General features: G+C 42.9%; 20 protein-coding genes and 1 pseudogene. 15 read left to right on the top strand and 6 right to left on the bottom strand.

Annotation, left to right across the window (positions count from 1 at the left end; genetic code table 11):
• The first annotated feature begins 465 nt into the window (after positions 1 to 465).
• Positions 466 to 1,209: an SIMPL domain-containing protein gene (locus tag HWQ40_RS27130; protein ID WP_292784307.1), complete on the top strand. Its 744-nt coding sequence runs from the start codon at positions 466 to 468 to the stop codon at positions 1,207 to 1,209.
• Between the two features lie 66 nt (positions 1,210 to 1,275).
• On the opposite strand, the gene HWQ40_RS27125 is transcribed toward HWQ40_RS27130, so the two are convergent.
• A complete protein-coding gene (locus HWQ40_RS27125) occupies positions 1,276 to 1,638 on the bottom strand; it encodes a single-stranded DNA-binding protein (protein ID WP_292745073.1) in 363 nt (120 codons plus the stop codon).
• A 373-nt stretch (positions 1,639 to 2,011) separates the two neighbouring features.
• Here HWQ40_RS27125 and HWQ40_RS27120 point away from each other — a divergent pair, with 373 nt between their 5' ends.
• The 5 genes from HWQ40_RS27120 (at position 2,012) to HWQ40_RS27100 (ending at position 5,696) form a co-directional block, all read left to right on the top strand.
• Positions 2,012 to 3,019 carry a rod shape-determining protein gene (locus tag HWQ40_RS27120; protein ID WP_104908541.1) on the top strand — a complete coding sequence of 336 codons (1,008 nt, stop codon included), beginning with the start codon at positions 2,012 to 2,014 and terminating at the stop codon, positions 3,017 to 3,019.
• A gap of 101 nt (positions 3,020 to 3,120) precedes the next feature.
• On the top strand, positions 3,121 to 3,915 hold the full coding sequence (mreC, locus tag HWQ40_RS27115; RefSeq protein ID WP_292784224.1) for a rod shape-determining protein MreC: 795 nt from the start codon (positions 3,121 to 3,123) through the stop codon (positions 3,913 to 3,915).
• Positions 3,916 to 3,940: 25 nt separating this feature from the next.
• Complete coding sequence (gene mreD / locus HWQ40_RS27110; RefSeq protein ID WP_292784222.1) at positions 3,941 to 4,558, top strand: rod shape-determining protein MreD; 618 nt, start codon at positions 3,941 to 3,943, stop codon at positions 4,556 to 4,558.
• A gap of 198 nt (positions 4,559 to 4,756) precedes the next feature.
• Positions 4,757 to 5,125 (top strand): 2Fe-2S iron-sulfur cluster-binding protein, encoded by a 369-nt coding sequence (locus HWQ40_RS27105; protein ID WP_292784303.1) that lies wholly within the window; start codon positions 4,757 to 4,759, stop codon positions 5,123 to 5,125.
• 25 nt (positions 5,126 to 5,150) lie between these two features.
• Positions 5,151 to 5,696 (top strand): thermonuclease family protein, encoded by a 546-nt coding sequence (locus tag HWQ40_RS27100; protein ID WP_292784300.1) that lies wholly within the window; start codon positions 5,151 to 5,153, stop codon positions 5,694 to 5,696.
• Here HWQ40_RS27100 and HWQ40_RS27095 read toward each other — a convergent pair whose 3' ends face one another.
• A complete protein-coding gene (locus HWQ40_RS27095; RefSeq protein WP_292784219.1) occupies positions 5,697 to 5,894 on the bottom strand; it encodes a hypothetical protein in 198 nt (65 codons plus the stop codon).
• On the opposite strand from HWQ40_RS27095, the gene HWQ40_RS27090 reads away from it, so the two are divergent.
• The 3 genes from HWQ40_RS27090 to HWQ40_RS27080 all read left to right on the top strand — a co-directional run bounded on the left by HWQ40_RS27090 (position 5,888) and on the right by HWQ40_RS27080 (position 8,945).
• Positions 5,888 to 6,700, top strand: a complete 813-nt coding sequence (locus HWQ40_RS27090) for an inositol monophosphatase family protein (protein ID WP_292784217.1) — start codon at positions 5,888 to 5,890, stop codon at positions 6,698 to 6,700. The two genes, HWQ40_RS27095 and HWQ40_RS27090, sit on opposite strands and share 7 nt — an antisense overlap.
• Positions 6,701 to 6,774: 74 nt before the next feature.
• Positions 6,775 to 7,731 (top strand): DnaJ domain-containing protein, encoded by a 957-nt coding sequence (locus HWQ40_RS27085; RefSeq protein WP_292784214.1) that lies wholly within the window; start codon positions 6,775 to 6,777, stop codon positions 7,729 to 7,731.
• On the top strand, positions 7,731 to 8,945 hold the full coding sequence (locus tag HWQ40_RS27080; RefSeq protein ID WP_292784212.1) for an ATP phosphoribosyltransferase regulatory subunit: 1,215 nt from the start codon (positions 7,731 to 7,733) through the stop codon (positions 8,943 to 8,945). Before HWQ40_RS27085 ends, HWQ40_RS27080 begins: the two co-directional genes overlap by 1 nt.
• 68 nt (positions 8,946 to 9,013) lie before the next feature.
• On the opposite strand, the gene HWQ40_RS27075 is transcribed toward HWQ40_RS27080, so the two are convergent.
• From HWQ40_RS27075 to HWQ40_RS27065, 3 genes are all read right to left on the bottom strand, one after another.
• A complete protein-coding gene (locus tag HWQ40_RS27075) occupies positions 9,014 to 9,196 on the bottom strand; it encodes a hypothetical protein (protein ID WP_292784210.1) in 183 nt (60 codons plus the stop codon).
• On the bottom strand, positions 9,171 to 9,365 hold the full coding sequence (locus tag HWQ40_RS27070; protein WP_214430640.1) for a hypothetical protein: 195 nt from the start codon (positions 9,363 to 9,365) through the stop codon (positions 9,171 to 9,173). The genes HWQ40_RS27075 and HWQ40_RS27070 overlap by 26 nt, the downstream gene beginning before the upstream one ends.
• A gap of 170 nt (positions 9,366 to 9,535) precedes the next feature.
• The gene (locus tag HWQ40_RS27065) at positions 9,536 to 10,894 is read right to left on the bottom strand and encodes a GUN4 domain-containing protein (RefSeq protein ID WP_292784204.1); all 1,359 of its coding nucleotides are present in this window, start codon (positions 10,892 to 10,894) and stop codon (positions 9,536 to 9,538) included.
• A 284-nt stretch (positions 10,895 to 11,178) separates the two neighbouring features.
• Between HWQ40_RS27065 and HWQ40_RS27060 the strand changes: the two genes are divergently transcribed.
• The 3 genes and pseudogenes from HWQ40_RS27060 to HWQ40_RS27050 all read left to right on the top strand — a co-directional run.
• Positions 11,179 to 11,403 (top strand): ferredoxin family protein, encoded by a 225-nt coding sequence (locus HWQ40_RS27060; protein ID WP_094353237.1) that lies wholly within the window; start codon positions 11,179 to 11,181, stop codon positions 11,401 to 11,403.
• A gap of 77 nt (positions 11,404 to 11,480) precedes the next feature.
• On the top strand, positions 11,481 to 12,209 hold the full coding sequence (locus HWQ40_RS27055) for an ABC transporter ATP-binding protein (RefSeq protein ID WP_292784202.1): 729 nt from the start codon (positions 11,481 to 11,483) through the stop codon (positions 12,207 to 12,209).
• A gap of 947 nt (positions 12,210 to 13,156) precedes the next feature.
• Positions 13,157 to 13,282, top strand: a pseudogene (locus HWQ40_RS27050) (IS4 family transposase); the annotation flags it as partial.
• Between the two features lie 75 nt (positions 13,283 to 13,357).
• On the opposite strand, the gene HWQ40_RS27045 reads toward HWQ40_RS27050, so the two are convergent.
• Entirely contained in the window at positions 13,358 to 14,890 is a 1,533-nt protein-coding gene (locus tag HWQ40_RS27045; protein ID WP_292784297.1) for a SagB/ThcOx family dehydrogenase, read from the bottom strand.
• 269 nt (positions 14,891 to 15,159) lie between these two features.
• Between HWQ40_RS27045 and HWQ40_RS27040 the strand changes: the two genes are divergently transcribed.
• From HWQ40_RS27040 to HWQ40_RS27030, 3 genes are all read left to right on the top strand, one after another.
• Entirely contained in the window at positions 15,160 to 16,008 is an 849-nt protein-coding gene (locus HWQ40_RS27040) for an alpha/beta hydrolase (RefSeq protein WP_292784295.1), read from the top strand.
• 253 nt (positions 16,009 to 16,261) lie between these two features.
• Complete coding sequence (locus HWQ40_RS27035) at positions 16,262 to 17,983, top strand: serine/threonine-protein kinase (protein WP_292784199.1); 1,722 nt, start codon at positions 16,262 to 16,264, stop codon at positions 17,981 to 17,983.
• 329 nt (positions 17,984 to 18,312) lie between these two features.
• The gene (locus HWQ40_RS27030; protein WP_292784196.1) at positions 18,313 to 18,627 is read left to right on the top strand and encodes a YkvA family protein; all 315 of its coding nucleotides are present in this window, start codon (positions 18,313 to 18,315) and stop codon (positions 18,625 to 18,627) included.
• Positions 18,628 to 18,643 lie beyond the last annotated feature (16 nt).

Raw genomic sequence — 18,643 nt, 5'->3', positions numbered from 1 at the left:
TTCTGACGCGTTTCTGAAAAACATCCTATGAAGACATAATCGAAATTCAAAATTCAAAATTCAAAATGAATACAGTGTAAACGTTTCATTTACGCTGTGCAGTATTAGTGTATTTTTTTAGTTTCCAAAAATGTAACCATTTCAGCTTTTGACGATCGCAGTGTCAAAGTAAGAACATACAAATCGTATCTAGCGATCGCACTTGAGTTGTGAAAAACTTATGGTGGCTGTTGACCGTACCAATTTTAGATTTTAGATTATTTCGGTTCATGCCCCGCCCGAAGTCAAGCGGAACAAATTCAAAATCCCAAATTGAAAATCATAATGCCCCGCACCCTTGTGGTCGGGGTCAATCCAAAATCGCAAATCTAAAATCCAAAATTGTTTGACTCTCAACGACCACCAGAAGATTGCTATATACGTTTATTCAAAACATCTGTGGATACTTTGAGGAGTGCAAATATGATGACTAGAGCCGCTTTACCCGGTTCTCAATTTCCATCGGGAAACTTGTGGAAAATACTGCCTTTAGCAATGCTTTTATGTGCAACTTTTGTACTACCTGCATTCGCACAAGAAAAAGATAAATTGTGGCGAACCCTTAGTGTCAGTGGTCGCGGAGTCGAAACAATTCCGACAACCCTAGCACAAGTCAGTTTAGGAGTGGAGATTCAGGGGAAAACAGCCCAGGAGGTACAGCAAGAAGCCGCTCAGAGGTCATCTGCGGTGGTTGCGTTTCTCAAGAGCAAAAATGTTGAAAAATTACAAACCACTGGTATCCGTCTCAACCCGGTTTACAGCTACACCAATAATGTACAGCGGATTACAGGCTATGCTGCCAATAACACTGTAAGTTTTAGAATTCCTGTTGAGCAAGCTGGGACATTATTGGATGATGCAGTCAAAGCAGGTGCAACACAAATTAACGGCATTAGTTTTGTTGCGAATGATGAAGCGATCGCAGCGGCTCAAAAGCAAGCATTAAAAGAAGCTACTCAAGACGCGCGGCAGCAAGCTGATGCCGTTTTCAGTGCCTTGGGTTTTAAATCCAAAGAAATAGTGAGCATTCAAGTTAACAATGCCAGTGCGCCTCCACCACCACCAATGTTTTTACGGGCTGAGGCTGCCAAGTCGGCTGATGCTTCCACCCCGATTGTTGGTGGTGAACAAGAAGTAGAAGCATCGGTGACGTTGCAAATTAGTTATTAGTCATTTGTCATTAGTCCTTTGTCATTTGTAAAAGCAAAGGACTAATAATCAATGCCCAATGCCCAATTAAAAATGTTCTGGAGACATATCTCCCGTTCCTCCGTCTCCATCTTGCTTAGAACCCAATAAGTCCACTTGGTCTACTAGAATAACTGGTTTAGAGCGGCTAACTCCTGTTTGGCGATCGCTCCAAGCGTCGAACTTCAGTGAACCTTTAACGGCAATTTGTTTACCTTTTTGCACATAATTCTTTGCAAACTCTGCTGTCTTTCCCCATAGTTCCAACTCGAACCAGTCAGGTTGATCGCTGTTACGCGATCGCCTTTTTACTGCTAGTGTCAATCTACACTTCACACTACCAGATTCAAAATACTTAATCTCTGGGTCGCCGCCTACACGACCAATGAGGTTGACAACATTGATACTCATCGCGTTACCTTTCAGTACAAACGTACTTAGCAGTTCTGACTTTCATCATAGCGAATTGTGAAAGACTTGAAAATAATGTGTTAAACAGTTAACAATATAATTGACTTGAAAATTTATACACTCTATTTGGAGTAAACACATAAAAGTATACGGATATACTAATCTAACCAGAGAATATCAAAAAGTACGGGGCTTGAGACATACTAAATATTTCTGGGAATCATATAAAAATATTGTCTAGTTTACTCAACTTAGGATACAAACATAATCGAATCAAGCACGATTAACTCTTACCGTTGTAGTCAAGAAGTATCGCACATAGGGGGCTTACAGACGCGTGGGTATTTTTAGGAACTTTCGCACTTCATGGGATATGGGTATCGACCTCGGTACTGCAAACACCCTGGTTTATGTATCTGGTAAAGGAATTGTACTACAAGAACCTTCTGTAGTTGCTATCGATGTCAATGAAAAGGTAGCACTAGCAGTAGGAGAAGAAGCCAAAAAAATGCTCGGTCGCACACCGGGAAATGTGATTGCTCTGCGTCCTTTGCGGGATGGTGTAATTGCTGACTTTGAGATAGCCGAGCTGATGCTAAAAAGCTTTATTCAGCGTGTAAATGAAGGTAAATCTTTGATTTTACCCCGAATCGTCATTGGTATTCCCAGTGGCGTCACCGGAGTAGAAAGGCGAGCTGTCATGGATGCAGCTCACCAAGCAGGAGCAAGAAAAGTTTATTTAATTGATGAACCTGTAGCTGCGGCTATTGGTGCAGGACTACCTGTTGCCGAAGCAACTGGCAACATGATCATCGATATTGGTGGTGGGACAACAGAAGTTGCAGTGCTGAGTCTTCAAGGTACGGTAATCAGCGAATCAGTACGCATTGCTGGAGATGAACTGACTGATGCGATCGTTCAGTATATTAAGAAAGTTCATAACTTAGTCATTGGTGAACGTACTGCCGAGGAAATCAAGATTCGGATGGGTTCTGCCTATCCGACTAATGATGATAATGACGCCATGATGGAAGTCCGAGGCTTACATCTGCTTTCTGGTCTACCGCGAACTGTAACAATCAAAGGACCGGAAATCCGTGAAAGTATGTTGGAACCGCTATCAGTAATTATAGAAGCTGTGAAGCGGACACTGGAACGCACACCGCCAGAACTGGCAGCAGACATTATTGACAGAGGTATTATGTTAGCTGGTGGCGGTGCTTTGCTCAAAGGCATAGATACCCTCATTAGCCATGAAACAGGGATTATTACCCACATTGCTGCCGATCCTTTGAGCTGTGTTGTGCTCGGAACAGGTCGTGTGTTAGAAAACTTTAAACAGTTGGAACGAGTTGTTACCGAAAGCTCTCGCAATATGTAGCAAAAAAAATATCAGAATTGAGTTCTATTTGAGTTCTATTTGGGTTCTATATAAATAGAATCCAAGTAGAACTTAATTTATATAAGTACATACAGGTATATATGGTGACAATACGGCGTTGGTGGGATCGTAAAGGGTTGCAAATTGGGTTGTTAGCTTTAGTAGTTGGTAGTGCTTGGATATTGCGACAGACTCAAGGTGAACTAGTGCTTGAGACATACCAGGCAATTACCCGTCCATTAGAGATGTTGCAGTCAGGACCAACTCCAGAAGAACGTCTTAGAGATGCCCGGATAATGGAATTGCAAACCCGTATAGTAGATTTGGAAAGTCAAAAGACAAAGTTACAAGATTTATTAAGCTATGTGGAAAAAGAGCCGCTGGCATCACGCCCAATTCCAGCACGGGTGGTAGGACGTAGCGCTGACCAGTGGTGGCAACAAGTTATGCTGAATCGTGGTGCGAGTGCAGGGATTCAGGAAGGCTTCATAGTCAAAGCAGAAGGCGGATTGGTGGGTTTGGTGGAGAGTGTAACTCCTAATACTAGCCGCGTGTTGTTAATCAGTGACCTCAAGAGTCAAGTGGGTGTATCGATTAGCCGCACAGCAGCTAAAGGCGTTTTGCGAGGAGATTCTTCTGCTGAAGCTGTATTGGAGTTTTATGAAAAAGTTCCAAATGTCAAAGTAGGTGATTTAGTTTCCACATCTACTTATAGTCAGAAATTTCCCTCCGGTTTGGCAGTAGGACGAATTAAGTCGCTGGATTTAAAGAAACTTCCGGCATCAGTGGCAAAAATTGAGCTTTTTCCGCCAATCCGCTCTCTCGATTGGGTAGCTGTTTATCCCAAGCCAGAAAACCAAGAGTCGGCAAATCAAGTACCGCAAAAGTCTAAGTAAATTCTTTGAAAAAATCCATAGAAAAATGAAGATTCCTGCATTTGGTGGTAGCAGGCAGAAAAAGCCAAAATCGTCAGAGCGAAAATCGAAATTCCGAATCCAGCCGCTTGCTCGTTGGCATCCCGGTATACGTCAGTTGTTTGGTTGGATAGTGACGGCTAGTTCTGTACTGTTATGTTTACTATTATTACCAACCCGATTCCCAGGTATGGAATTGTTGGGAATTGGCCCTAACTGGCTATTAATTTGGGTGGTAGCTTGGAGTGTGAAGCGCACGGTGTTTGCCGGAGCATTGGCAGGTATAGTTCTGGGGCTACTTCAAGATTCAATGACATCACCTAATCCTACTCATGCCATCAGTTTAGGTATAGTCGGAGCTTTAACTGGTCTGCTCCAGAAACAGCGTTTTATTGAAGAAGATTTTATTTCGATTGCTGTAATTGTCTTTGTTTTGGCAGTTTTGGCAGAAACTATCTTTGGGTTGCAATTAACTTTGCTGGGCAATGAGCGCAAGGTGACAGATATTTGGACATATTATCAGCGTGTCGCTCTTGCCTCTGCCATTCTGAGTAGTCTGTGGGCACCTGTGGTCTATTATCCCCTGAATCTTTGGTGGCAACGGATGAAATTGTTGGAGCAATAGTAAAGGGAGTTAGAGACGCGATTAATCGCGTCTGTACAAGAGTTAGGAGTTAGGAAGGGAATAGGTTACAGGTGACAGTAAAGAAAATTATCTTTTGTACCCTGTAACCTAAATATTTATGGAATTTGGGCAACCTCTGGCAATATGGATTCAAGCTACAGTGAATCTGATAGTCCTAATCCCAAAACGCAAATCCAGATGTCCCGTACATACACAATTAAAGTTCGCGATCGCGCTACTGGCAAAACATACACTCTACAAGTACCAGAAGACCGCTACATCCTGCACACTGGCGAAAAACAAGGGGTGGAACTACCGTTTTCCTGCCGCAACGGGGCTTGCACTGCTTGTGCTGTGAGAGTGTTATCAGGAGAAATTTACCAACCAGAGGCGATCGGCTTGTCGCCAGATTTACGTCGGCAAAGTTATGCCTTGTTGTGTGTGAGTTACCCCCGTTCTGACTTGGAAGTGGAGACGCAAGATGAAGATGAAGTCTATGAACTCCAGTTTGGACGCTATTTTGCTAAGGGAAGAATTAAAGCGGGTTTACCCTTAGATGAGGAATAAACAATTCAAAATCACCAAATTTCTGATGCCTATGCGTCTTGGTGAGAGGGTGCGAAAAATAGCTATTTTGGCTTGCTTATTGCTCTTGGTGAGTTGCCAAGGTAAAAACCAATTGCCAAACAATGAAGCCCAGGTGAAAGTAGCGCGGGTAGTTAGTGGTCAAAGCTTGGAAGTGTTAGGCATGGCTGAACAACCAAATTTGATTTCCCAAGTGCGGTTAGTGGGTATTGATGCACCAGATTTGCGACAGCGCCCTTGGGGGGAAGCAGCAAAAGAACAGTTAGAGAATCTAATTAGTGGTGTAGAACAATCGGTAACGCTGGAGTTTGATTTAGAAGCAAAAGACAAAATTGGGCGAACTCTAGCTTATGTGTGGAAAAATAAGGTGTTATTGAATGAAGAATTAGTCAAACAAGGAAATGCAATCTTTGTAGGGCGATCGCCTAACCATAAGTATGACCAGCGTTTAGAACGTGCCCAACAATGGGCTAGACTCATGGGGCAAGGAATCTGGAACCCAGAAAAGCCTATGCGCCTCACTCCCGCCGAGTTTCGCCGCCAAAATCTTTAATCAGTGTTGAGTGCTGTTAGCGGTAGCAGGGCGTTTAGCCCGTGCTGAGGGGGAAAGTGGGGGAGTGAGGAAGTCAAGGAGAAGAATTAATAACCAATGCCCAATGCCCAATGCCCCATGCCCAATACCCAATACCCAATGCCCAATGCCCAATGCCCAATGCCCAATGCCCCATGCCCAATAAATGACAAATGACAAATCTACAAATTTTTCTAGATATTGCGACAGAAGCGGCCTTGGCTGCTGGTGCTATTTTGCAAGGTTACTTGGGTAAGTTAGAAGACGCAATTATTGAAAAAGGACGCCCTGGTGATTTAGTCACCGCTGCTGATAAAGCCTCAGAGGAGTTGATTTTAGAAATTTTGCGCCGCCACTTTCCCCAGCACTCGATCCTTGCTGAAGAATCAGGGAAATTAGGTAATCAAGAAAATGAATATCTTTGGGCAATAGATCCTTTAGATGGCACAACCAACTACGCTCATCAATACCCATTTTTTGCTGTTTCCATCGGGTTGTTAATTAATGGCGTTCCCCAAGTTGGTGTAATTTATGACCCATTTCACAATGAGCTATTCCGTGCTGCTGCTGGCTTAGGAGCAACGCGTAACCGTCAACCCATCAAGGTTTCGGCAACATCTGAACTGAGTAAAAGCCTACTAGTAACAGGATTTGCCTACGATCGCCGTGAAACCTCTGATAACAACTACGCAGAATTTAGTCACCTCACCCATCTTACCCAAGGAGTTAGACGTAGCGGTTCGGCATCGCTAGATTTGGCCTATGTTGCCTGTGGACGTGTCGATGGTTACTGGGAACGGGGACTTTCTCCTTGGGATATTGCCGCTGGGATAATTTTAGTACAAGAAGCCGGGGGCAAAATCACCGCCTACGATGGTACTGCTGTCAAAATTGAGTTAGGTAGAATTCTTGCCACAAATAGTTATATTCACGACTCTCTCAGTAACGAACTTTTACGGGTTCCACCACTGTCAGCTTGGGTGTAACAGATGGGGGCTTTCCCGCCGACTTTGGGTACACTAAAAGCAATCTAACTGCTCCTTTGGTGCAAAAACTCTATATGTCTTTCAAAATAGATCGTGGACTATTTAAATATGATTTCATAGATCATTACGCAGTGCTGTGCGTTCCAGTTGATGCCGATGTCAAAGAGATTCGCAAACGCTATCTCCAAGTCGCCCGCCGTTTGCACCCAGACAGTAGTCTTACTGAAACTGCTGCTCAAAAACATCTCGGTAACGAATTGTTATCAAAGTTGGTTAACCCAGCTTACGAAAAACTGTCTGGCGATCGCACTCGCACTGAATATATTCTAATTTTGTCGCAAATTGGCAAGCGTCTGGTACAAGAGTCTAGTGCGGTAACTCTAAACACTGGCTTGGCTAGACAGTTAGTTGAGGCAGCTAATATCGATCATTTTTATAAAACTGCGATCGCGAAACTAGCCCAAACCCAATATGATTCTTTAGAACAAGCGCTGCAAGTCATTGCCCAAGCTAGTGAGTTGAATTTAGTGTATTTAATGCGGAGCGCGGGTAAAGCATCCGCAGCGCCGCCGCCTGCTCAACCCAAAGCCCAATCAGGTACGCCTCAGCCAAATACACCAAAAAATCCACCACCAGCACCAGCGCCAGCACCACCAAAAGAAGACTTGATTGTAGAACAGTATATTCGTCGCGCTCAATCTTTGATTGACAAAAATCAATTTGCCCCAGCGAAAGTAGAGTTGCAGGATGCCCTGAAGCTAGAACCGAAAAATAGTCGCTGTCATAGCTTAATTGCAATGGTGTATTTGAAGCAAAATCAGCTAAAAATGGCAAAAATCCACTTTGACAACGCTCTAAAATTAGACCCCAGTGACGAAACGGCTCTGCAATGGAAACCTAAAATAGATAAGGCTTTAGGACAACAACCTAGCGATCAGAAGGTGACTTCATCCCCCAATAATGGAGATAAGCAACCAGATAAATCTGGTAGTGGTTTGTTCGGTGGTTTGTTTGGTGGGAAGAAAAAATAATGGTGTATCAACCAGCAGCGGGAGCCAGGGATTTATTGCCCTTGGATGTGGAGAAAAAACGCTGGATTGAAGAGCGGTTACAGCAGGTGTTTCATCGCTGGGGATATCACAGGATTATCACCTCGACTTTAGAGCGGATGGATACCCTAATGGCGGGGGAAGCAATTCAGCGTCAGATGGTGATTCAACTACAACAAAATGGCGAAGATGATGAATTAGGGCTACGTCCAGAATTAACAGCATCTATTGCTCGTACTGTTGTGACTCGGATGGCTGGTGTCACTTATCCACAACGGTTGTATTACAACGCCAATGTGTTTCGCCGCACTTGGGAAAGTAGGCATAATCGTCAGCAAGAGTTTTATCAAGCTGGGGTGGAGTTGTTAGGTACTGGCGGATTGCTGGCGAATGCGGAAGTACTGCTGTTAGTAGCAGATTGTTTAGCAGCATTGGGTTTGCAGGGATGGCATTTAATTTTAGGTGAGGCGGGAATTACCCGATCGCTCCTGAGTGCTTTTCCTGCTAATCTCCAAGATCGAGTTCGCAGTGCGATCGCTCATCTTGACCGCATCACCATAGATAATTTACCCCTAAGTGACAAACTGCGCGATCGCGCCCAAATCATTCTGGATTTGCGCGGGCCAAGTGCAGACGTGTTACAAAAAGTCAGTAGTTTGGATTTAGATGAAGAACAGCGAGAGGCAGTAAATAACCTCAAATCCCTAGTAGAATTACTAGAATCAGAGAAAAAATTTCCGTTAATCCTTGATCTGAGCCTCATCCAGACTATAGATTATTACACTGGTATTGTCTTTGAGGTTGTCAATGATACCGAATCCCAAACCAGAGTTTTAGGGCGCGGTGGTCGCTATGACCAGCTTTTGGGGCTATATCATCCTCAAGGTGAAAACATTCCCGGAATTGGTTTTGGACTAAGTATTGAAGATTTATACCAAGTTTTGTTGTCTACTCAGCAATTACCACAGGAAACTCCAGCGAGTGACTGGTTGGTAGCACCAGAGACGCCTAGTGCTAACGCTGCTGCCTTTGTCTACGCGCAAAAACTCAGAAATTCTACTGATTTGGTGCGGGTAGAAATTGATTTGGGCGGAAGGGATGCAGAGGCGATTCGCCAATATGCAAGCGATCGCGGCATTGCCCAAATTGCTTGGATCAAAGCTGATGGCTCACCAAAAATAGAACCATTGCTTTAGTGGGCGTGGGGCATGGGGCATTGGGCATTGGGCATAGTTATTCTCATTGTCTCCCCACTTCCCACTCGCTAATCCCCAAGAGTTTGCTGTTTGACGTGTTCTAAAAACTCTTCAACTGTACCTGTTTTCCCCTGATTACGAAGACGTATCGCTATTGCATGAATAGCATCTTCGTCGTCTCTATGAGCCAAGATGTACTTTCTTAGGTCTTTCATTGTCATGTGTTCAAAATTCGGCTTCGGTTGACTCATAACTCACCTTTCCTTCTGGGCTAATTGATGCTTCTATCTCTTCGCCAGCAATAATGATTAAGTCGCCTGTTCTAGTGTCGGTAGTTACTAAATATATAGGTGTGTACATTTTTGTTAATTGTTGACAAATTCTGTACATCACCGTCTTCTGCTCTGGCGTCGGTTCCATTTCACCTCATGAGTGGATAAGTGCGGAATGTAGGCTAAAAATTTTCTGCTCGCTTTGACTTCTGCAAAACGACAGTGCCAAGTAACGGAAACCTATAAACTGCAATACTTCGTGCAAAATGACTTGTTTGTGAAACTTCACAATTTTTTGTAAGCCTTATATGTTAGAGCTTACAAGTCTTGACGCGAGAGAAGAGAGAATCCACGAACGCCCACCTCCACCCACCCCTCATTGCCGCGAAACCCTTTCCCGGGGGCACCCGGAAGGTGTCCTTTGGGGGCACTTGTGTCGAACCTCAAGTCTGAGTATCTTAGCCATTCGCTTTGTTTTTCGGTTTGTTGTTTCAATCCAAACCATTTGTCAACTACAACTATTCTCCACTTCCGCCAGCCGACGCGATCGCAAAACTTTTCATAGTCTTTTCCAACGCTTTCCCAAATGCGCTTTTGCACACTCAAGCCAAAGCGTCCATTGCTGTGTTTTACCCACAGTTGGTCAATAGTGCGTAAGTCAGTACAGGGAAATTTTTTGATAGATTCGGTATCAAGCCAGCCTTCTTTTTCTCTACCAGTGGCTTTGAGCATAACTGCCAGAGTTTCTTGATCTGCTTTTTCCCACTTACCAGCTTTGAGTAAATCGCGCAATCGCGTATAGTCTATACCCTTCTCAGAGAGGAGATCATTACCAGTAAATTGCTCTTCTGGTGGCAGTCTTTGTACTTCAGCTTCATTATCTATGAGGGCTACATCCCCATCTTTAAGCTTCAGATATTGCTGCAATTTCTTCAAATCCGCTTTAGCTTTTTCCCCTAACGGATATCCTTGTTCATCTATTAATTTGGTAAAAATTTGCTTGTATTTGTCTAGATTTTCCTTGTATTTCCCATAAGGTTCTAATACTTTGTCTCGCACTGTACGAGCTTCTTCATGAGTTAATCCTAGCTGTTTTTGTAAATCCTTCAATATTTCGGATTCCACAAAAGAAATCTCGCCATCAGCCGCAAATTCCTCAACCAACTGACGATACTCAGCTATAGCAACTTCCTTTCTTGCAAGTGCTAGTTTTTGTTGACGTTCTCCCTTGAGTTGTTGAGCAGTAGCCCTAATTCCCTGAGCTACATTTGTAAATGCCTCGTCTCGATTAGTCCAAGAGGTAACAGGATCGGCATTCTTGGGCAAAAATTGCAGTTTAGCAAACGGTGTGTCACTCCAATCAACCTTTCGCAGAATAACTGGGATGACACGAGCTTTTCCTGTATTGTGACGTTCTATTGCTGTCGTGACTTCAACATCCCAGCAATAATTTGAACCGATAAAGTCTGAACTGACGAGCAACAGAATGATATCGGCTGTGTTTAAATTGTCATTAATCTGGTGATCCCACTCCTCTCCTGGTAGTATCTTGCGATCGTGCCAGCTTGAAATTACACCCTGCCGTATCAAAGTACTCAGGTGATTAGCTAGTTCATCCCGTAAAGCTTCGTCTTTGTGAGAGTAAGAGAAGAAAAGCTGTAGCGAAACCTCTGGCATTTTGCGTTTCAGGAGTAGGATAAATTACGCTTGTAACAAATTATAGTATTTTTGCCTGAATTTCCCTAGAACCTAACGGCAATAGCTAAGACAGCTTACTTACGCCAAAAACCTTGATTTTGTTACTACTAAAGGTAAATTTGAAAATTCCGAGTTCTGAGCTAGTAATGAATAAAAATTGCAGTCTTATGCAGACTCACCTTGACACCAGTATCTCCAATCCCCAGTCCCCACTCCCCTGCTAGTCTAGAAAGAGCCGATACAGAAGAGAGGGAATCGAGAACATGCCGCATACAATTGTTACAGAAGTCTGTGAAGGCGTTGCTGACTGCGTAGATGCCTGTCCAGTAGCTTGTATTCATGATGGCCCAGGCAAAAACACCAAGGGAACTGATTGGTACTGGATTGACTTTGCCACTTGCATCGACTGCGGCATCTGTCTCCAAGTTTGTCCTGTAGAAGGGGCGATTCTTGCAGAAGAACGACCAGAGTTGCAAAAAACTCCGTAATAGTCCATAGTCAACAGTCAACAGTCAATAGTTATGTTTGACTTGACTGTTGACCAATGACCAATGACAAGTGACCAATGACAAATGATTATTTATTAGAAGTTCAAAATGTTCACGCTGGATACATCAAAGATGTAGATATCCTGCAAGGTGTGAATTTTCAGGTTGCACCAGGGGAATTGGTGACAGTGATTGGCCCCAACGGTGCAGGTAAATCTACTTTGGCAAAAGCAATTTTTGGGCTTTTGATCCCCCACACAGGCACAATTACCTTCAAAGGTGAAAATATCGTGGGGCTAAAGTCCAATCAAATTGTCCAACGAGGAATGTGCTATGTACCGCAAATCGCCAATGTTTTCCCCTCTCTGAGTGTTGAAGAGAATTTGGAGATGGGTGCTTTTGTGCTTAACGTTCCCCTGAAACCAATTAAAGATAAGATATTTACTATGTTTCCCAGACTAAGCGATCGCCGTCGTCAACCTGCTGGTACTCTCTCTGGAGGAGAACGCCAGATGCTAGCGATGGGCAAAGCTTTGATGTTAGAACCTGGTTTGCTGATTTTAGATGAGCCATCTGCTGCTTTGTCGCCGAATTTGGTGACACAAGTGTTCGAGCAGATTAAACAAATTAATCAGGCGGGTACTGCAATCGTATTAGTAGAACAAAATGCTCGTAAAGCTTTAGAGATGGCTAATCGTGGATATGTATTAGAATCGGGACGTGATGCGATCTCCGGCCCTGGTGAAGAATTGTTGAATGACCCGAAAGTGGGTGAGCTATATCTGGGAGCAGGTAAGAGACATTAACCCTTTTTAATCACTCTTGCCCCATTCAACATAACACCAGCTTAATATCGGAGCTTCACCAGTCTATAGCGATGACTAGGTTGGGCTGCGCCGACGCTATCTATAACTAATACAAAAGCCATAACACTACCTGCCACTGCCGCGACCGTCGTTTTCGATGCTCAAAGAATTCTCCCTAATAATCCGTTTCTAATCACATCTACAGCTAGTCGAGAGGCAAAACAGGACATTCATTCAGGAAAAACTGACAAAAACGTAAATTACCCGGATTTCCCAAAATCCCCATTCGCAATTCGCAATTCTGAATTACGTCATGGATGGGTATTTAGACCCCAACCATAAATTAAATGTATGGGTATCAAAAAATATGTCGGTCGAATTAAAGAATCTGGAGGGACTATTCGCCGTCATAGCAGTTTTTATATTGGATTATAAAATTTTTGGCTGAAAACCCCGAAATTAGAACCTAAAAACCCAAAAAGTTTTTAGGTTCTAATGTCTTTAAAGTCGAGGATGAAAGCTGTGTGGGGGATTTATCGCCCAGTAACATTTTGTGTTATCTTATTTTTAACAGGAATGGTAATCAACCTGTATAAAAACCTAACTGCCTAACAGCAATCTGTTCCTTGATAACTGAACGGCAGTTGCTCTACTTGGGGAAACCCCAAGACCGCACTGCCTCATCTATGCGGTTCTACTGCATTGTTCTAGTTTCCTCCTAGCAGTAGGTAAAAGATTCATAGGAGCTAGACGACTCAGAACTCTGAAACAAAATCGTTTCAAGTTAAACAGGACTTGCAGCAATGCAACTACCGCTCTTGCCTCGGAAAGTTAACGCTTGGGGAGAGTCCCACCTCTAGGCTAGGTAACGCAAGGAACCTAGTTTAAGTGGTCTCATTGAACCAAGAATCCCCGTCGATTTATCGCGGGGAGTGTCAAATGGATCTAATTGGGTCAATTTCATGGAAGATGACTACGAGTTAGTTGCCGAATTATTGATACTAAGTCCTAACCAGCGCAAGTACTACCAACAACGAGAAAGGGCGATGAGGCTTATTTTCTCTCCATCCTAGCCCCGTAAGCTTGCACAGAGACGTAAAGGACACAGAAAGAAGCTCTCTGGATTCTTTGCGCCTCTGGGATTATTTTTATCTTGGGTGTCCCAATGTAGTGATATATAAAACAGCTTCATCAGCAGGAATACCCAAAACTTCATTTACTTGATCGTCAAAGAATCCACCGATACCACTGACGCCTACATTCAGGTGCATTGCAGCTAAATTGAGGCGTTGTCCCAAATGACCGGCATCCATGTGCAAGTAACGGTAAACGCGATCGCCATATTGTGCGATCGCAGCTTTCAAGTCGGCTGTATGAAATAACACTGCTGCTGCATCCCGTCCTAATTCTTGTCCTAAACAGAGAAAATGTAACTCTCGCCGAAAGTTTTTAAACCGAATTTGGCGTAATTCTTGGGCTTTGGGCGCGTAATAGTAACAACCCGCTTCCAGTCCTTTGACTCCGCAAACAGCAATGAATGTTTCGATTAAATTTAGATCGAAGTAGTCTGGAGAAATATCTAAGCTTTGGTCGATGTAATTTTGCGGTTGGTAAGTGAAATCGAGTAAACTTTTCAATTCATCGAAGCCTAAATCATCACCATTGTAAGCGCGGGTAGAGCGTCGCTTATACATAGTGCTTTCCAGTTCTGATAGTTTTTGTCCCCAGTTTATAGGTGCGGTGGTGGTGGGAATTTTTAAACAGAAAGGAAAATTGTATTTATCCTCCAAAGATTTTTCTTGTTTAATAGTTGGTAGATTAAAATTACCAGTTACACTTGATTGTATCTGGGTGTGTCGATGGAAATATGTTAGTAGCTCGCCATCGGGGATTTGAGGATAACTGGTTTCAGTAGCGGAAGGTAAAGCAGTACATCCCAATGGTAAATTTTGATTAACATCTAACAAGTCTGCCAGAGGTAAGACAGCGATCGCACCTTCTTGTTGCGGATCGACATAAAGCAGATCGTTGACCGATTCATCCACAAAGCCGCCGATTAAATGGGGGCGATAATCAGTAATCGCACCAGCTAACTCGATATTACCCAACAGATGTCCCGTATCCAGAAAAATCCGACGGTAAGCCCGATCTTCATAGCGCCACGCAGAACGGTAGAAAACCGCAGTCACAATAATTGCTAATTGGGTATTTTCTAAAGAAGGATGCCAGAAACAAGCTGCTTGGAGAGTTTGCCAAACATCACTTTCCCAATAATGCATGAGAGAATGAGTTCGACACTGGTAGTTATATAGACCAGGCGGCAATAACGACGTACCACGGGAAACCACATACACCTCGGCAGGGTATAGTCCGCCTGCACTGGGAGCAGCACGTAAATACACTGCACTACCCATAGAAGGCATTTTCGCCGTCAATCCATAACTGCGAAACAATAGCCGTGAAAGTCTTTGCCACCATTGAGCATCTGGGTTATTAGCATAAGCCTCTGCTTTTTCTTGGATATAGGGTTTGAGATCAAAAGTAGAGCCAATTTTGTACTCTTTGAAGGGCACTGGCTGTTTAGTCCAGTCTAACCGCTGACTTTTGGAAGCGAGAGTCTCAGGGTTGTATTTAGTCCGTTCGTGATAATGCTGGGCAATTGATTGGTGTAATTCTGGCATAGTACTTTTAATATCCTTGGGGCATCCTTTTCTTGATCTTGGCATTCATTAGCCTCATTGTTTCGTGTCAATTGGTACAATCCTCAGAGTCATAAAGTGGTAAATGGTAACAATTGAATTGGGCATTGGGCATTGGGCATGGAGAAGAGACAAAGGAGAGATTTTCAATAATTCCTCCTTGTCCCCCTTGTCTCCCCTGCTCCTCTGCTCTCCATCTTCTTTCGCAGTACCATATAAACGCAAAACTATCTAAGCCTGGATGTGCAATGATGCCTGTACGTCAAACTTTATCAAAGCCTGATATCCAACTTTCTTATTTAGAATGGAATCAAGGTCAAGAACCTTTACTGCTGTTACATGGCTTAGGCGATCATGCTCTGGTGTGGTCTAGTTTAGGAGATTACTTAGCGGCGGATTACCACATAGTTGCGCCAGATATGCGCGGACATGGCCAAAGTAGTAAACCAGAGATAGATTATAGCTTTGAGAGTGCGATCGCAGACCTTGAAGCACTTATGGATAGTCTTGGATGGACTTTTGCCCATATTGTAAGTCACTCGTGGACAGGTAAATTAACCGCCATCTGGGCAAGACAAAACCCAAAGCGTTTACGGAGTATAATTCTCGTCGATCCGATTTTTATCTGGAAAATGCCTAGTCTTTTCAGGGTAACTTTCCCAATGTTATATCGCTTCTTGCCTTTTCTTAAAAGCATGGGGCCCTTTGCCAGTCAGGAAGAAGCCGAACAACAAGCACGGCAATTAAAGCAATATCAAGGATGGACTTCCTTACAGCAGCAAGTCTTCCAAGCAGGAATAGAACAAAAAGCCGATGAAAGTTGGGGCAGCAAATTTACCATAGCTGCCCGTGACGGAATTTTTGAGGCAGTCATGCAAGTGCCCGGTTTTACAATTCCCCTTGACATCCCTGCCCTATTCGTACAGCCAAAACAAGGACTGAACCGCCAAAAATGGCAAATTCAACCTTACAAAACCTATCTTAAAAACTTACGTATCTGCCAAGTTCCCGGTAATCATTGGCCATTTTTGACACAACCAGAGGCATTTAACCAAACTGTGGCAGCTTTCTTGGCAGAACACAGATCAAAAATCTCATGATTATTAGACGGGATTAGTCATACAGCAACAGAAGAATTAATAGAAGCGATGTTTAGGGGGATTGGGCATGGGGCATAGGGGATTGGGCATTGGGAATGGAGAAGAGACAAGGTAGACAAGGAAGAGGGGGGAGACAATGGAGAGACTTGTTCAATAATTCCCCCTTGTCCCCCTTGTCCCCTTGTCTCTCCTGCTCCCTGCTCCCTGCTCCCCTCCTCCCCACTCCCCACTCCCCACTCCCCACTCTCCTGTCATGAGCCTTTGTATCAACCCTGTTTGCCCTAAACCAAATCACCCAAATAATCAGCAAAACCGCTTTTGTCAAAGTTGTGGTTCCCATCTAGAATTGCTAGGGCGTTATCGGGTGACGTGCCTGATGAGTGACAAAACAGGTTTTAGTAAAGTTTATGAGGCATACGAGCAAGATACCCCCAAAATTCTCAAGATACTCAAAGAGGATTTATCAGGCGACGCCAAAGCAGTAGAACTATTTCAGCAAGAAGTAACCGTGTTGGGACAATTCAAGCATCCCGGAATTCCCAAAGAAGATAGTTACTTCCAGTATCAAACCCGAAATGGTTTAGTGTTGCATTGCATTGCAATGGAAAAAATCGATGGCTACAACTTAGAACAGTGGCTACAGCAGCAAAATAGCCCCATATCCCAAGAACAAGCCATAGACTGGTTAAGACAGTTGATAGAAATTTTAGATGTAGTACATAGCAAACAGTATTTACATCGAGATATTAAGCCATCTAATATCATGATTAGATCCCCCTTTGAGAAGGATTGGGGGAATCTAGTACTAATTGATTATGGCACCGCCAGTGAAATTAATAAAACCTACCAAGACCAACTAAGCAACGGCGACAAGATGACAGCACTTATGTCATCTGGCTACAGCGCCCCAGAACAAATGAATGGTCAAGCAGTACCGCAGTCAGATTTCTTTGCTTTGGGACGCACTTTTGTATTTTTGCTGACAGGATATCATCCTTTGGAGATGTATGATGTCCAGCAAAATTTGTTGCACTGGCAAAATCATGCTACCCAGATTTCACCCTTACTATTGAATTTAATTGATTGGCTAACAGCGTCAGATATAGAAAAACGTCCTGCCAGTACTCAAGAAATTTTGTATTCCCTAGAAGAAATCGAAACTCAATTAACAGACACTACTCTGACAAATAGTAATATACTAGAATCTTCTAACCTTGAACATTTACCTGTAGATATTAATCACAACTCATTACCTCCAAATAAGCAGCTGGAAAAAGTGCCGCTATTGGCATTTTTTGCAGTTCTATTAGTGGTATTAGGATTACTTAGTATCGTGGCTTTAGCAACGCGAAAATCAGATTTTTCTGAAACATCTTATTACAGACAATATCCAGAAAAAAAAGGTAACATCGATTACTTTTCTTATCAAGAAGGTAGGGATAGCCAGGGAAGGATAGCTGAGTTTAATATAACGGTTTTATCACTAAAATATAAATGGCTTTTAGGTAGCAATTTTCAAATTAAATACAATGATGAAATTATTAGTGTTGACCTTTTGAAGTTGAACTTAGAACAAGAAGGTATAGAGAAGATAATGGAAGCTCCCAATGAGATTATCTCTGTCGGCACAGCTTCTTGTAAAGGTAATAGATCAGTTCAAGAACGTCTAGCTTTAGAACGTTCTAAACAAATACAACTTTTGGTTCAAAAATTATTTATTAATACACCAAGTGTCAAAAGTTATCACTTATTGAATTTGGGTCAATTCCAACGGAGTGATTGTCAGGCAAATCAGGATTTAACTACATATCAGACAAGTGTAATAATTATTGGTGTTAAAAGAGAATCATCAGGTGTTATTCTTGACGAGGCGCTACGGAATAGGTTAGAAAAGAAGCCTTTTGCTGATTTTAAATTGGAAGATTATTCTTTGGGATCTGCACAGAAGTTTAAGACTATACCGAGCAATTTATAAAATCTCTAGCAAAGTAAAATCAGTACATAGGCATATCTCTTATGGCTAGAGCAGAAAATATCAGCACCAAGCGATTAATCAGCCTTGCACCCGAAAATTGGGTAAAAAAGGAGAGGCTTTGAATATTACTCCCCAATGCTAGTAGGAAAGGGGTTGTTCTTGTTCGGTCTATATTGGACTCATGTATGTTTAGGATGAACCCACTACCTACTTATTTATCTTTGTTGACAAATTACTAGTAGCGTCTTCCTAACTAACTAGGACGGTTATTCGCACCGTGAGTTTTTAGCATAATTTGTCAAAATAAAAGATAACTGGAGGTTCAAAATATGAAATTTTCAATCCAATCACTTTACACCTGGTATCGCAATGTACTTCGTAACCCCAAATACCGTTGGTGGGTAATTTTAGGAACGTTGGTCTATTTGGTCAGCCCATTTGATGTTCTCCCAGATTTTATACCCGTTGTGGGACAGATTGATGATGTTTTCCTCTTGACTCTGCTAGTTAGTGAGGTGTCTGGGCTAGTGATTGAAGGCTGGAAAGCTCGTAAGGGTGAGGTGGGTACTGAAGTACCTAATACTCCAGAGGGTTCTACTTCCACTGCAAGCACTATTGATGTTGATGCTGTTTCTGTTAAGTAGTTTTAATAAAACCCCT

The sequence above is a fragment of the Nostoc sp. NMS9 genome (assembly GCF_017114995.1).
Taxonomy (GTDB): Bacteria; Cyanobacteriota; Cyanobacteriia; order Cyanobacteriales; family Nostocaceae; genus Nostoc.
This window is presented reverse-complemented; position numbering and strand designations above follow the sequence as displayed.